This window comes from Gloeocapsa sp. DLM2.Bin57 (assembly GCA_007693955.1).
Taxonomy (GTDB): Bacteria; Cyanobacteriota; Cyanobacteriia; order Cyanobacteriales; family Gloeocapsaceae; genus Gloeocapsa.
The window spans coordinates 1-15275 of sequence record RECR01000032.1 but is presented as its reverse complement, the minus strand read 5'-3'; the positions used below and the strand labels follow the sequence as shown (position 1 = coordinate 15275).

Genomic DNA, 15275 nt, shown 5'->3' with positions numbered 1-15275 from the left:
TCATCTCACGCTTATTTGAGAAAATAAAGCTTGAGGCTTCTCGCGGTTAAGCTAAATTAGTACCTACAGTCACTATTGATTCAGCTTATCTAGGTAGTAGTTATCCTCTGACAACTACTGGTATTGATCATCTCTTAACTAAGTTAAATTGTTTACAGTGTCGCGCTTTATTATTAGAATGGTTAAGGAAGATAAATCTAGAAGACGTCTCTACCAGTTAATTGTTCTTCCATCTCGTCTGTAACTTCTAATACAGACATTAACGCTTGATAAAAAGAATCAGGATCACAATCAGCAGCGATTTGAATACAATAAGCTACGAAAAAGATATTATTATCAGCAGGAATTAAACGCCAAGAACCCATCTTGAGTTGATAATTATATAATAATAGAGTATTAGCCGTATCAATGTCTAAATAACCCTCTGAAATATAAGCAACAGACCAAATTTCCCTAATCTCAAAATTATCTAACATTTGAGTATCAGAATCAATAAAAGCTACCTGTGAACGACCATTCTCAAACTCCACTGTTACTTTGAAATCACCGTCTTTATCCACAGAGTAACTGAGTTGAAGAACTTTTAATAATCTTTCTACTCGGTAATCTCCTCTTTTTGCACCGTAAATCATGATGGTTTTTCCTAACAATTAACATAGTATAATAATACTACCATTAAAAGAGCCTAATCTAACCTATGTCTGTAGAATTTGAAGCAAAATTTAATCATATACCTGTTTTAAGTACTGAATTAATCACGGGACTAAATATTACTCCAAACGGACATTATCTAGACGCTACCCTAGGGGGAGGGGGACATAGTAAGTTGATCCTAGAAAGTTTCCCTACAGTAACAGTAACAGGAATCGATCGCGATGTAGAGGCGATCGCCGCGGTTAAATCCAGTTTAGAACAATATATCCCCGAACGTTTGGAATTGTGGCAAGGTAATTTTGCTAACTATCAACCACAACAACTCTTTGATGGTATTATTGCCGATTTAGGGGTAAGTTCCCCGCAATTAGACGTAGCTAGTAGGGGTTTTAGTTTTCGTCATAGTGCACCCCTAGATATGCGTATGGATTCTACCCAATCACTTACTGCGGCTACGATTATTAATCATTGGTCAGAAGCAGAATTAGCTAAAATATTCTTTGAATATGGGGAAGAAAGACTGTCTCGACGCATTGCTAAAAAAATTGTCCAATCTCGTCCATTACAAACAACTACTCAACTAGCAGAAGCAATCTCTTCATGTGTTCCCGCTAAATATCGTTATGGAAGAATTCACCCCGCTACTAGGGTTTTTCAAGCTTTACGTATCGCTGTCAATGATGAATTGGTATCTCTAGAAAAATTCCTGATTCAAGCTCCCGAGTGGTTAAAACCTGGTGGTAGGATTGCTATGATCAGTTTTCATAGTTTAGAAGATCGTTTAGTTAAACATAGTTTCCGTGATCATCAACTTTTACAAGTTATCACTAAAAAACCAATTATTGCTCAACCTTCAGAAATAAACCTTAATCCTCGTGCGCGTTCGGCTAAACTGAGAATAGGTTATAAATTATGAATAAAGTATCTATTATCATTCCTACCTTAAACGAAGAAAGGAGTTTAGAACGAACCTTACGTTGTTTAAATAACCTTCAACCCCCACCTCTAGAAATTATCATCAGCGATGGAGGAAGTAGCGATAATACTGTTAAGATTGCTCTAACTCATCAAGTAACAGTTACCACAGTAGATAAACCAGGACGTTCTCTACAAATGAATCAAGGAGCATTAGTAGCTAAAGGGGAGATTTTTTGCTTTTTACACGCAGATACCCTAGTTCCTGATGATTTAATCACGATTATTACCAAAACCTTATCAGACTCCTCTATTTCTTTAGGAGGGTTTATTTCTCTAATGTGTGGACAACAAACAACTCGTTGGAGTATTAGTCTTCATAATTACCTGAAAACTTATTATGCACCTCTATTATTTCGACCTTATCACTTTTTTTTCCGAGGATTGCGTCTCTTATTCGGAGATCAAGTGCTGTTTTGTCGTAAAATAGATTTTAATCAATCTGGTGGGTTTGATGAAAATTTACCCATTATGGAAGATGGGGATTTATGTGTAAGACTCAATTCTTTAGGACGTATTTATCTGGTTAATAGAATAGTGCAGTCAAGCGATCGCCGTGTAGCTAAATGGGGATTCATCAAAGCAACCGCTATTTACTTATATATTGGTTTTCTCTGGGGATTTGGTGTCAAAGGTAGTTATCTGAAAAAATTCTATCAAGATATTCGTTGATTGAGACTCCAATCATAGTCAAGATAACGAATAGTAACAGATTCAGATAAGGGAATATCCAGATAAGTTTGTACATATTCTCTCACAGAAGGGGCGACTTTCTCGAAATCTCGACGATACCAACGAAAAATCATACTCAGATACAGACAATTTTCTGTTGAGAGATAACGAACCTTAACAGGATTATTAATAAAACGGTGCGCATCTTCTGATAACTGCATCTCTACTTTTTCTGGTGTATAAGCTTCTCGACGTAACCAAGGACACCCCACAGAAGCACAAACTAGGGCAAAATGAATCCTAGGATCATCAAACTTTTTTCTCAGCTGAGAATGTTCTATCTGATTTAAACTATAATTATCTAAGGGATTTGACCAGATCTGACGTTGAAAAAAAGCCCAAAAACTAAATAGATTAGGAATACCCCAAACCTTGGGGAAAATAGAATCAATGGGATAAGCTTTTAATACTTCTGCAATAGTTAGAGCATTATACAAATTCAACCAAAAAGCCAACAACTCCTCTGATTCTAGGGTAGTTAAATCAATTGTACTCAGTTGAGTTAACCATTGAAATAAAGTAGCAGCATTTTCTACTTGCCAACGTTGATAGTCAACTTGTCCTGAATCATTAACGTACTCTTGTAATAAATTATGCCATGTTGTTAAGTTCATTGTATAGGGAAGAGGGAAGAATTAATTATTTTTTCGCACATTCGCGCATTTACCTCACAACATAAATTTTAACCTTAACCAAGCAGTATTGTACCTAACCCCGAACTCCTCTTCCCTACTCTCTTTTCAAGTAGCGCTATATCTTTGAAAAAATTAGCTAAAAATATTTAAATGGGCTTAGAAATTTTACAAACACAACCTTATTTAATTCATCTATTACTACCTTTATGGTGTTGGGATGCTCGTCACAAGTTTAGTAAATTACAGCATTTTTTAAAACCTAATCAGCAGATATTAGAATTAGGTTGTGGTTTGGGAACAGTCACGGATTATTTTCAACAACAAGGACTCACAATAACACCTATTGACATTAAAAACTTAAGCCTATTTCCTGATATTAAACCTATTGTCTATGATGGTAATAATATTCCTTTTGATGATAAAACCTTTGATATAGTTTTATTACTTACAGTTTTACATCACACTATAGATGTCATTAAAATTTTAGATGAGGCTCAGCGTGTTAGCAATCAAATTATTATTATTGAGGATATTTATGACCATAAATGCCAACAATATTTAACCTATGGAGTAGATAGCTTAATTAATTTTGAATTTAGAGAACACCCTCATAATAATCGCACCGATGAGCAATGGCATCAACTTTTCAAAAACTTAAACCTGAAAATTAATTATACTTATATTTATTCCTTTGTATTCTTCTTTAAACAAGTCCTGTATGTTTTAGATTGTTAATTTTTCAAGAAAATATGGTCACAATACCGTTCGCGCATTCGGAAGAACTCCTTCTACTATCGGTGCTGCGCTTTGCGCTACTCCGAACTATTATTAACCCCTAATACCGTTCGAGTAAGATTAGTTAAAATTGGCGGAGCTACTTTTGCTAAAATATATAAGCAACGTAGTTAACAACTGTATTTATGTCAAAAGTAAGTATTTACGATCGCTCCAATTGGGGATTATTGCAATTAACCCGAAGCGATCGCGCGCGTTTTCTCCATAATCAGACCACTAATAATATTCTCGAACTGCAACCTGGTCAAAGTTGTGATACAGTTTTTGTTAACTCTACTGGTCGTACTCTAGATTTAGCTACTGTCTATATCTTATCTGAAGCTATGTGGATTTTAGTCTCTCCTCAACGTCGTCAGTTTCTTTTAGAGTGGATGGATCGTTATATTTTCCCTATGGATCAAGTAGAGTTAAAAGATCTATCTAGTGAATATGCTATTTTTACGATTATTGGTGATCAGAGTAAATCATTTTTAAGCACCTTGGGATTAAGCGAGATACCCGAACCTACAGCTAATACACATATTTTTCTTGACTATTGGGATACCCAAGTGTTAGTAACCACTGGTTCTGGTTTAGCTTTACCGGGATATACTCTAATTATTCCTCAAGCTAAAAGTCAATTTTGTTGGCAACAATTAACACAACCAGATCTAGAAGTACTCACAGAAGAGGAATGGGAAAGACTAAGAATCCTACAAGGAAGACCTATACCTGAACAGGAATTAACTGAAGACTATAACCCTCTAGAAGCGGGACTGTGGCATAATATTTCTTTTGATAAAGGTTGTTATATTGGACAAGAAACCATCGCTCGTCTGAATACTTATCAAGGTGTCAAACAAAGACTATGGGGAATTCGTTTAACCACTTCTGTGACACCAGGTACAGTGATTACCGTAGCAGGGGAAAAGGTGGGAACTATCACCAGTTGTACTGATAACTTTGCTTTAGGTTATATTCGTACCAAAGCAGGGGGAGAAGGTTTACAAGTACAAGTTGGTGATATCTCAGGAGAAGTAGTCTCAGTACCTTTTTTAACCCATGAGTATTATCGCCCTTGATTATTCTGAGAATCAAGTTGACGGCGTCCATTTTCTAATATACGTAACATCTCGTGCAGGTTTTGTTCAAGATTGTTTAAGACTGCGTCTGCATAATCATCCGCTCCCCTTTGGATTCTTTCTGCTTCTTGTAGGGTGGTATTTTGTAGATGTTCTAATTCCGCCATAGCACTAGTCCGCATTTTTTCTACTTCGGCTAGAGTGTGCATATGTAAAGCTTCGCATTCACTTTGCACTGTTTGTCTCAACTCTCTAGCTTCCATCTCTGCTTGTTGGATAATTCCTGTCTCATTGAGGATTTGATTAGCTCGTTTTTGCGCTGAATCAATGATATGTCTAGCAGTGTCTTCTGCTTCGGAGATAATTATCTTCTTACGTTGCAAAATATTAATCGCTTGTTCGATTTGTTCAGGAATTTTTGCCTTAACCTGATCTACTTGTCTTAACAGTCTTTGCTCATTAATCAAGCTAAGAGATGTCAAGGGTAGATGAAAACTATCAAAAATAATCTCTTCTAGCTGATTGATTTGTTCTTCGATATCCAAATGAGGATCGTTGTTAAATTCTAGCTCATTACCCAGAGAGTGTGCAGCTCCACCATTTTCTTCAAAAGAGGGATTTTTAGGACTCATATTTTTTATTATAAATTTTCAACAAAAAACTCCACAATAACATTCTAATGTGGAGTTGGTCGTTTACGGGACTGACGGGGCTCGAACCCGCAACTTCCGCCGTGACAGGGCGGTGCTCTAACCAATTGAACTACAGTCCCAGTTTTTGAGCACATTTACAATAGTATCTTATCTCTTCTCAAATTGTCAAGAGGTTAAGCAAAGTTTTTCTTAAAAATGATAAATAAGTGGAATTATTGTCACCGCAATTACCCAAAAGATTAGATTTAAGGGGATACCAATTTTAAGGAAATCACTAAAACGATAACCACCAGGACCATATACCATCAGATTAGTTTGATAACCAATGGGTGTAGAAAAACTCGCTGAAGCACCAATCATAATGGCGATCGCAAATGGCAAAACATCTACTTGCAGGTTTTGTGCCATAGCTAAAGCAATAGGAAACACTAAAGCTGCTGCTGCATTATTGGTAATAATCTCCGTCATGATGGTAGTTATACCATAAACAATTACTAAACTTAGCCAGGGACTATCTCCAAAACTATCAATTACACTGTTAGCGATCACGCTAGCTGCTCCAGTAGTATCAAGCGCTCTTCCTATGCCTAAAGCTGCAGCAATTACCAACAATACTGACCATTCTATACTTTTAAGCGCTTTTTCTGGTGTACAACAACGAGTAACTAGCATTAGGATAGAGGCTATGATAGCAGCTTTCAACATCCCCAATGCAGTCAAAGAGATAATTACCATTAAAATCAATATACCTAAAGCTAGAGGTGCTCTAACATGATCTACAGGTTCAGAATTAGGAACACCACTAACTAGATAAAAATCTCTAGAATTGCGCTGTTGTTCGATAAAAGAAGAACGAGCTTCTAATAACAAGGTATCACCAGCTTGTACGGTAATATCCCCAATTTTCCCCTTTAAACGTTCTCCATTGCGACATACCGCCAAAACTACCGCGTTATAGCGATTGCGGAAATGACCTTCTCGAATCGTTTGACCTACTAAAGGACAGGTATTAGATACTACAGCTTCGATTAAAGAACGTTGAGTGCGATCGCCTCTTAGTTTAAAAATTTGATTAGTAGCAGGGCGCAATCCTGGAAACTTTTGTAAATCTACAATAGAATCTATAGCACCGACAAAGATTAACTGATCATTAGCGTGTAATCTAATATGAGGACTTACTGCGGAGAGAATTTGTCCATCTCGATCGATTTCACTGAGGAATAAACCTGGTAAATGACGTAATCCCGCAGCTTCGATGCTTTTTCCTACTAAGGGGCTATCCCTTTCAACGGTCATTTCTATGAGATATTCTCGAATATTTTCTGTTTCTGTAGCAAAAGATACTCTCTCGGGTAACCAACGAGCAATAGTTAAAAGATAAATAATTCCTACTATCCCACAGGGTAAACCAATGGGTAAAATTGTAAATAAGCCTAAACCAGGATGATCAGTTTGAGATATCAACATCCCATTCACCACTAAATTAGTACTCGTACCAATTAGGGTACAAATTCCCCCAAAAATTGAAGCGTAGCTTAGAGGAATCATTAGTTTAGAGGGACTAATTTTTAACTTGCGTGACCACTCATTAACAACTTTAATAAAAATAGCTACTACTGGAGTATTGTTTAAAAAAGCACTGATGCCAAAAACTGGTAACATCATTCGCAATAAAGCTGAATATAAACCTTTGGGTAAACCCAAAACCTGTTTAGAAATCCAAGACATCCCCCCAGTTTGTTCTAAACCAGAGACTACTATATATAATGTTCCTACTGTCAGCATTCCTGAGTTACTAAATCCAGCTAAAGCCTCTTGTTCAGGGAGAACACCTGTAACCAATAATATCCCTAAACCCGTCAGAAAGATTAATTCTGTAGGTATCTGAGTTAGTGCGTTACCACTAAAAGTAATTACAGTCACGGCGATCGCCAGCCATCCTTGCCAAGATAATTCTGAATATAAGTACTCTATTGTTCCTGTCGTAGTTAAGACTATGGTTATACCGATTAACCCCAATAAACCGAAACGTACCTTTTTTTTACGTAACTGACGAGAAAACAATAACCCTATGTTCATGGACAACAACTTAAATTAAAGCGTAAATGTATTAAAACTCATTTTAGTTTTTTTGGCAAGTGTAATGCTAAAATAAATAGTGTCGCAATAGTTCAGTAACCAATGCTAGAACAAACCAATCATTCACCTACCACAGAACAAATTGAACAATTAATCAAACATAATTTTTTGTTCAGAGATTTAGATAGTGATTGGTTGATGACAAAATTAAGATCTTGTCCATGGATTCTAGAAAAACTCTATTCTAATCGTCCTGTTTATACCGCTTTTCGTCCTGATACTTCCCTAGAATATCTCTATCTAGTCTTAGAGGGAGGACCAATTATCACTCGTTCTACCCCTCTAGATCGTATAATTGCTATCACTTATGGGGGTAGTTGTTTTGGTATGCGTAATCTCGATATTGGTTATGGCAAAGTATCTCGGGCTTTCCCTAGTCTAGTTGAAGCGTATAAAACAACTATAGTGATTAAAATGCCTGTAGAGGATTTAGCAACAATATACCAAGAAAGTGAACTCCTGCGCGATCGCTATAACTTATTGTTTGAATTGCGGGAAAAATTCCAATATCATCTCCTCAATTGCAGCAGTTATCCACCTCAAGCAGTTGCTGCTTTATTACGGGCTTTAGTTTATCAAGAAAAAGCACTAGGTAATCAACCGAACTCTAAAAACCTTTATGAATTTGATCTATCTATAGATATTATCGCTCGTGCTTGTCAACTCAATCATCGCACTGTTGAACAAGTCATTAAGGGGATGACTAAAATTGGACTACTCAAACAAAAATCTAGTAAACACACTAACGGTGATCTGATTACTATTATTGATCCTGAAGGACTTAAAGAAGTATATAGCGCAACTAGAGATAAAGTCTCCTGGTGGCCCTTACACTAAAAATTACCCGTCTTAGTAAAGACGGGATTATCAATCACATTTTCGCTAAAGCAGAAATTTTAGTTAGCTTTTCATTGCTTAAACCCTGGAGATCTTCAACACTTAACCAACCTTCTTTCAATAATTGCGCAAACACAAAAATCAAGGTTGGATAACGATTATCATACTTACCATCGAGTTCATGACGTCTCGCACTTAAATAATCATGTAAACTCCAAAGATCATCAACCGCGGTTAGAGAACTTGCTTGCCGACGAATTTGTTCGATTAAAGCATTAGTTTCCCGGGAATAAGCAAGCTGAAAAGCACTATCAGCGGTCTGTTTTTCTGCCTCAGACCAAAGAGTTTCTGTTAATTGCATAGTTTTATCTTAAAACTTCTATATTAACAGAAAAAGAAGTGAAATGTTAACGAGCAAAATTTAATAACTCTTTAGGAGAAGCTAATAAGTCAATAGCGACAAAAAAGATTTTACCATCGGGATTAAGTAAAAATCTCCAAGCCACATTCATACCTACATTACCACCAAACCAAGGAGTTTGTACCTTACCTGTGACTTTGATTTGTGTATAACCATCATCAGCAGGCTCTACAACACCTCTTTCGGGAATTAATTTGAGATTTTGACATTCTTCTTTAAAAAAGCGTAAGACAGCCTCTTTACCGACAATTGGTCTTTGGAAAGGAGGTTGTAGCGCGCCATCAGCCACAAACAACTCAATCAAAGTCTCAAAATCATTAGCATTGAGGTTATTCATATAGTTAATGATGGTGGGATTATTAACACCTTCGATGCTTACCTGAGTACGTTGTGTCATATCTTTAGGCGGCTCAACGGGTTCAGCAACACGAGAAGCAGCATCAACCTTACTAGAATCAAAGCCCATATCTACTACAGAATTACGTAAAACGGTAATTTGTTGACCAGATTCTAAACCCTTAATAGTATCTAAAACCGCATTAGCGTTAGCCGAAAGTTGGTAATTTTCAGGAATAGGAGCGACTAAACCTTGTTCCATCCATTGACCCAATTTATACCAAAAACCCAATTTAATATTAACTGACCAAGCAGCATAAGTTTTGCTAATAGGAGTATCAGCACGGTTAGCTAAATCACACATGACCTGAGTTTGTTGTAGAGGGGTCATTTGCTTAATTTCAGCGAGAGTTGGTTCAGCAAAAACCATATTAGCCGCACCAGGAGCAGCAATAGTGATGGTTTTACCCATTTCTAAATAAGCAAACCAGATTAACGCCAATTGATCTTCCGCACTTAGTTGATTAAATCTAGCAATGGTAGCAGGCACTGCATCAGCTGCAAGAGTATTAGGAAAGATATTGCGAGCCGAATCAATTGAAAAAGGCATAGTCATCCTCCGACTAGATAGTTAAGGTATCCTATGTCTAAAGATACCAGAATGGTAACCCAAAATAGGTAAAATATAAGAAAATATAACCATAAGTACCATTAGCTAACTCAATCATGCCTGATACCCAAGCCGTTTTAGATGTCTTAAAACCAGTTCAAGACCCAGAATTGCGTAAAAGCCTAGTAGAATTGAATATGATTCGCAATGTTCAAATAGCAGGCGATCGCGTTAGCTTCACCCTCGTCTTGACAACTCCTGCTTGTCCTTTACGAGAATTCATCGTAGAAGACTGCCAAAAAGCGGTAAAGGGATTACCTGGAGTCAACCAAGTAGATATAGAAGTAACCGCCGAAACACCCCAACAAAAATCCCTACCCAATCAACAAGGAGTACCAGGAGTTAAAAATATTATCGCCATCTCCAGTGGTAAAGGAGGAGTAGGCAAAAGTACCGTAGCGGTAAACGTAGCCGTAGCCTTGGCTAATCTAGGAGCAAAAGTAGGACTACTAGACGCTGATATCTATGGTCCAAATACACCCACTATGTTAGGCTTAGCCAACGCTCAAGTTATGGTACAACAAGGAGCTAACGGCGAAGTACTCGAACCCGCTTTTAACCACGGCGTCAAAATGGTATCTATGGGGTTTTTAATTAAACCAGATCAACCAGTAGTTTGGCGTGGACCAATGCTTAATGGTATTATCCGTCAGTTTCTCTATCAGGTACAATGGGGAGAACTAGATTATCTAATCGTAGATATGCCCCCAGGTACAGGAGACGCTCAATTAACCATGGCTCAAGCAGTACCCATGGCGGGGGCGGTTATCGTTACCACTCCTCAAACAGTATCTCTCATCGACGCCCGTCGAGGACTAAAAATGTTCGAGCAACTTGGGGTTAATGTCTTGGGAATAGTAGAGAATATGAGCTACTTTATCCCCCCAGATTTAAGCGATCGCCAATACGATATCTTCGGCTCAGGTGGAGGAGAAAAAACCGCTCAAGAGTTACAAGTACCTCTGTTGGGTTGCATACCCCTAGAAATACCCGTGCGGGAAGGAGGAGACGCAGGAATACCTATTGTCAGACAAAATCCTGATTCTGCTTCTGCTCAAGCTTTAGTTAAAATAGCTCAAGCTATCGCCGCGAGAGTTTCTGTAGCAGCATATGCTTAAAAAAAATAACTAGACGGAGAAGAAAGTTAAGATGATTTTACCAGGTGCAACTGTGCGTGTAACCAATTCCGAGGACATCTATTACCGTTTTGAAGGATTAGTCCAAAGAATCAGTGACGGGAAAGTAGCTGTCTTGTTTGAAGGAGGAAACTGGGATAAATTAGTAACCTTTGAAATGTGGGAACTAACCCTAGTTTAGGAGAGTAACTATGGGGAGTCTTTTACCTCAGTTTACAGAAGATCAACGTCACCCCGATCACATAGCTGAGGTGATTGAAACCACCAGTGTAGAATTTCTGGCTCAATGTCTTGAGTCAGATAATCTTTCTTTTCCCATTATGCCAGCCTTTGGCAGTTGGGTAAAATCCTTTGACGTTGAAACAAATAACCAAATCTATGGTATAGTATGTTATGTAACGACAACCCCCATAGACTCAGTCCATCGCGCTAGAGCTTTAGGATTATCCCTAACAGAATTAAGGGAACAGCAACCGCAAATATTTGCTATGTTAAAAACAGAATTTCGTGCGGTTATCGTTGGCTTTGAATCCTCTAGCAATCAGCGCAATGGTACAAGTCTAGGTCAAGTCTATCAGTATCTGCCCCCACGTCCCCCCCAAATTCACCAGGGAGTATATCGCTGTCAAGAATCGGAAATAATCCACTTTAGCGAGAATTTGGATTTCTTACGCATACTCCTACAAGTCACGGGAATTCCCGCAGATGCTTTAATCGCAGCTATCATCCGTGATATCTATCGGTTACGCCAAGGCGATCGCGATTGGCTTATTAAAGCAGGAAGAACTCTCAATAACCTCCTGCAAGATGATTACGATAGCTTACAGTATATTTTTAAACAAATTCACCTCTAAATAAATTATGTCTTACATACCTCAATTCTTGAGTGGTAATCAAATCCGTGAGCAATTTTTAAACTTCTACGCTCAAAGAGAACATAAAATTCTGCCTAGTGCATCTTTAATACCTGAAGATCCCACGGTTTTACTAACAATCGCAGGAATGTTACCCTTTAAACCCATATTTCTAGGACAAAAAACCTCAGCATATCCTAGAGCTACTACCTCCCAAAAATGTATCCGTACCAATGATATCGAAAATGTAGGTAGAACAGCTCGTCACCATACCTTCTTTGAAATGTTGGGAAACTTTAGCTTCGGTGACTATTTTAAAGAACAAGCGATCGCCTGGGCTTGGGAACTCTCCACAGAAGTATTCCTCTTACCACCAGAAAGACTCGTAGTTAGCGTGTTTCGTGAAGATGAAGAAGCCTTCGCTATCTGGCGAGATAAAATCGGCATTTCACCCCAAAGATTGGTTAAAATGGACGAAGCTGACAACTTCTGGCAATCAGGACCAACCGGACCATGTGGACCATGTTCGGAAATATATTACGATTTTCACCCGGAATTAGGGGACGAAAATATAGATTTAGAAGATGATACTAGGTTTATTGAATTCTATAATCTGGTGTTTATGCAGTATAACCGCGACGCAGAAGGCAATTTAACCCCTCTTCAAGCCAAAAACATCGATACAGGTTTAGGATTAGAAAGAATGGCGCAAATACTGCAAAATGTGCCCAATAACTATGAAACAGATCTGATTCTACCCATTATTAAAACAGCAGCTCAACGAGCTAAGATAGATTATAACCAAGCCACAGAAACAGCTAAAGTCTCCCTCAAAGTAATTGGTGATCACGTGCGCGCGATCGTACATATGATCGCCGACGGGATTAGTGCTGCTAATATCGGACGAGGTTATGTATTGCGTCGTCTCATACGTAGAGTAGTACGTCACGGCAGACTATTAGGAATCGAAACAGCCTTTATTAGTAAAGTAGCAGAAACAGCGATCGCCCTTGGTCAAGAAACTTATCCTAATCTACTCGAAAGAAAAGAATTAATTATCGCAGAATTAACCAGAGAAGAAGCGCGTTTTCTCGAAACCCTAGAAAGAGGAGAAAAACTCCTAGGAGAAATACTCAGTAAAGAAACTAAACAAATTAGCGGTTTAGACGCCTTTACACTCTATGATACTTACGGTTTCCCCCTAGAATTAACCCAAGAAATAGCAGCAGAAAATAACCTGAGTGTAGATGTAGAAGGATTTGAAGCAGAAATGCTCCTCCAGCGTCAACGCTCTCAATCAGCCCATGAAACTATAGATTTAACTATTCAAGGTAGTTTAGATCAATTAGCCGCAGGAATTCACCCCACAGAATTTATCGGTTATCAACAACAACAAACTCAAGCAACAGTAAGCGCAATTTTAGTCTCAGGAAAATCCGTAAATGTCGCTGAAGCAGGAACAGATTTACAAATAGTTCTCGCTCAAACCCCATTTTACGCCGAATCAGGAGGACAAATAGGCGATCGCGGTTACCTCAGTGGTAATAATCTGCTCATTACTATCAACGATGTGCAAAAAGAATCAGGAATGTTTATTCACTTTGGACGCATCGAACGAGGAGTTGTCCAAGTAGGTGATACCATTATGGCTAATGTTGACCGCGCTTGTCGTCGTCGCGCTCAAGCTAATCATACAGCAACTCATTTACTACAAGCAGCCCTCAAAAAAATAGTCTCCGATTCCATCTCCCAAGCAGGATCTCTTGTAGCCTTCGATCGCCTTCGTTTTGATTTCAACTGTCCCCGAGGATTGACTACAGAAGAAATACAACAAATAGAAGAGCAGATAAATACCTGGATAGCAGAAGCACACCCAACAGAAACCGCAGTAATGTCTCTTACTGAAGCAAAAGCCAAAGGAGCGATTGCTATGTTTGGCGAAAAATACGGTAATGAAGTGCGGGTAATCGATGTGCCAGGAGTATCTATGGAATTGTGCGGAGGAACACATGTACACAATACCGCCGAAATAGGCGTATTTAAAATAGTCTCTGAAACAGGTATAGCATCAGGAATAAGAAGGATAGAAGCGATCGCAGGTCCAGCTGTGCTAGAATATCTTAACCTCAGAGATAACATAGTTAAAGAATTAGAAGGACGTTTCAAAGTCAAACCAGAAGGGATTATCGAAAGGATTGACACCCTACAACATGACCTAAAAAGTGCTCAAAAAGATAGAGAAACCTTGCAAACAGAATTAGCACTGCTTAAATCTAGTCAACTAGAAAATCAAGTAGAAACAATTCAAGGAATAAAAGTACTAGTAGCTGAATTACCCCAAGCCAACCCCGAAGCACTCAAAGTAGCAGCAGAAAGACTCCTACAAAAATTAGGAGAAGCAGCAATCGTACTCGGTTCAATTCCTGAAGCAGATAAAGTTAGTTTAGTAGCTGCTTTTAGTCCTAAAATATATCAAGAAAAACAACTAAGCGCAGGTAAATTTATCGGAGCGATCGCTAAAATCTGTGGCGGAGGAGGAGGAGGTCGCCCCAATCTCGCTCAAGCAGGTGGAAAAGATCCTAGTAAACTTAATGAAGCTCTTACCACCGCTCGCCAACAGTTAGAAAAAGCTCTCAAGATTTAGGTTAGGATATAGCAAAGACTTCTTGTTTAAGATAGTGGCAAGAAGTCTATCTCTAAGCAGTCTGACGATTATGACATCATTAACCAAACCTGAGATAATTTTTCCAACTGGTGAATTTTGGAGCGACGAACCCCCCTTGGAAAGTAACTTACATCTACGCCAAATACTATTATTAATCGAATGTCTAGAATGGTTATGGCAAGAGAGAGAAGATTATTTTGCCACAGGAAACCTAACCATATATTATAGTCCCCAACAGCAAAAATCCACAGACTTTCGCGGACCTGATTTTTTTGTAGTGTTAGGCACAACCAGAAATCAAGAGCGCAAAAGTTGGGTAGTCTGGCAAGAAGGAGGCAAATATCCTAACTTAATCATTGAAATACTCTCTGATAGTACCGCTAAAGTAGATAGAGAAGAGAAAAAACAAATCTATCAAGATATCTTCAGAACACCAGAATACTATTGGTTTGACCCAGAAAGCTTAGAATTAGCCGGATTTAGGTTAGAAGGAGGAATCTATCAACAATTAGTCACCAACGAATCAGGATGGTTATGGAGTGAACAACTAGGCTTATATCTAGGGTTATACCAAAAACAGTTACGTTATTATAGTCCCACAGGAGAGTTAATCTCTACCCCTCAAGAAGAGGCGATTAGGGAAAAGCAACGGGCTGAAACAGAAAAACAACGGGCTGAAATAGAAAAGCAACGGGCTGAAACAGAAAAACAA

The 15275-nt window shown here is 38.4% G+C and carries 16 protein-coding genes and 1 tRNA gene; 10 read left to right on the top strand and 7 right to left on the bottom strand.

Translation table 11 applies throughout. From position 1 onward, the window contains the following. Positions 1–197: 197 nt before the first annotated feature. Complete coding sequence (locus EA365_01205) at positions 198–632, bottom strand: hypothetical protein (protein ID TVQ48679.1); 435 nt, start codon at positions 630–632, stop codon at positions 198–200. 65 nt (positions 633–697) lie between these two features. On the opposite strand from EA365_01205, the gene rsmH reads away from it, so the two are divergent. Together rsmH and EA365_01195 are read left to right on the top strand one after the other, a co-directional pair. Beyond that, entirely contained in the window at positions 698–1570 is an 873-nt protein-coding gene (gene rsmH, locus EA365_01200) for a 16S rRNA (cytosine(1402)-N(4))-methyltransferase RsmH (GenBank protein ID TVQ48678.1), read from the top strand. Next, entirely contained in the window at positions 1567–2301 is a 735-nt protein-coding gene (locus tag EA365_01195) for a glycosyltransferase (GenBank protein TVQ48677.1), read from the top strand. Before rsmH ends, EA365_01195 begins: the two co-directional genes overlap by 4 nt. Here EA365_01195 and EA365_01190 read toward each other — a convergent pair. Then, positions 2286–2975 carry a DUF547 domain-containing protein gene (locus EA365_01190; protein TVQ48676.1) on the bottom strand — a complete coding sequence of 230 codons (690 nt, stop codon included), beginning with the start codon at positions 2973–2975 and terminating at the stop codon, positions 2286–2288. The genes EA365_01195 and EA365_01190 overlap by 16 nt on opposite strands. 171 nt (positions 2976–3146) lie before the next feature. Between EA365_01190 and EA365_01185 the strand changes: the two genes are divergently transcribed. Continuing rightward, positions 3147–3731 (top strand): class I SAM-dependent methyltransferase, encoded by a 585-nt coding sequence (locus EA365_01185; protein TVQ48675.1) that lies wholly within the window; start codon positions 3147–3149, stop codon positions 3729–3731. Between the two features lie 185 nt (positions 3732–3916). After that, positions 3917–4852 (top strand): folate-binding protein, encoded by a 936-nt coding sequence (locus EA365_01180; protein ID TVQ48674.1) that lies wholly within the window; start codon positions 3917–3919, stop codon positions 4850–4852. Here the strand turns inward: EA365_01180 and EA365_01175 are convergent. The 3 genes from EA365_01175 to EA365_01165 all read right to left on the bottom strand — a co-directional run bounded on the left by EA365_01175 (position 4840) and on the right by EA365_01165 (position 7584). Then, positions 4840–5484, bottom strand: coding sequence for a hypothetical protein (locus EA365_01175; protein TVQ48673.1), 645 nt, complete (start codon positions 5482–5484; stop codon positions 4840–4842). The two genes, EA365_01180 and EA365_01175, sit on opposite strands and share 13 nt — an antisense overlap. A gap of 66 nt (positions 5485–5550) precedes the next feature. Further along, positions 5551–5624 (bottom strand) — tRNA-Asp (locus EA365_01170). Between the two features lie 70 nt (positions 5625–5694). Then, entirely contained in the window at positions 5695–7584 is a 1890-nt protein-coding gene (locus tag EA365_01165) for an SLC13 family permease (protein TVQ48672.1), read from the bottom strand. Between the two features lie 102 nt (positions 7585–7686). On the opposite strand from EA365_01165, the gene EA365_01160 reads away from it, so the two are divergent. Then, positions 7687–8481 (top strand): Crp/Fnr family transcriptional regulator, encoded by a 795-nt coding sequence (locus EA365_01160; protein TVQ48671.1) that lies wholly within the window; start codon positions 7687–7689, stop codon positions 8479–8481. Between the two features lie 34 nt (positions 8482–8515). Here EA365_01160 and EA365_01155 read toward each other — a convergent pair whose 3' ends face one another. Both EA365_01155 and EA365_01150 read right to left on the bottom strand, forming a co-directional pair. After that, positions 8516–8842: a hypothetical protein gene (locus tag EA365_01155; protein ID TVQ48670.1), complete on the bottom strand. Its 327-nt coding sequence runs from the start codon at positions 8840–8842 to the stop codon at positions 8516–8518. A gap of 46 nt (positions 8843–8888) precedes the next feature. Continuing rightward, positions 8889–9848 carry a Red carotenoid-binding protein gene (locus EA365_01150; GenBank protein TVQ48669.1) on the bottom strand — a complete coding sequence of 320 codons (960 nt, stop codon included), beginning with the start codon at positions 9846–9848 and terminating at the stop codon, positions 8889–8891. Between the two features lie 116 nt (positions 9849–9964). Between EA365_01150 and EA365_01145 the strand changes: the two genes are divergently transcribed. The 5 genes from EA365_01145 to EA365_01125 all read left to right on the top strand — a co-directional run. After that, the gene (locus EA365_01145; GenBank protein TVQ48668.1) at positions 9965–11026 is read left to right on the top strand and encodes an iron-sulfur cluster carrier protein ApbC; all 1062 of its coding nucleotides are present in this window, start codon (positions 9965–9967) and stop codon (positions 11024–11026) included. A 31-nt stretch (positions 11027–11057) separates the two neighbouring features. After that, positions 11058–11225, top strand: a complete 168-nt coding sequence (locus EA365_01140; protein TVQ48667.1) for a DUF3252 domain-containing protein — start codon at positions 11058–11060, stop codon at positions 11223–11225. Positions 11226–11235: 10 nt separating this feature from the next. Then, the gene (locus EA365_01135) at positions 11236–11898 is read left to right on the top strand and encodes a hypothetical protein (protein ID TVQ48666.1); all 663 of its coding nucleotides are present in this window, start codon (positions 11236–11238) and stop codon (positions 11896–11898) included. 16 nt (positions 11899–11914) lie between these two features. Next, positions 11915–14542 carry an alanine--tRNA ligase gene (locus EA365_01130; protein TVQ48680.1) on the top strand — a complete coding sequence of 876 codons (2628 nt, stop codon included), beginning with the start codon at positions 11915–11917 and terminating at the stop codon, positions 14540–14542. Between the two features lie 70 nt (positions 14543–14612). Continuing rightward, positions 14613–15275: Uma2 family endonuclease (locus EA365_01125; protein TVQ48665.1), on the top strand; the 663-nt coding region annotated here is incomplete at its 3' end.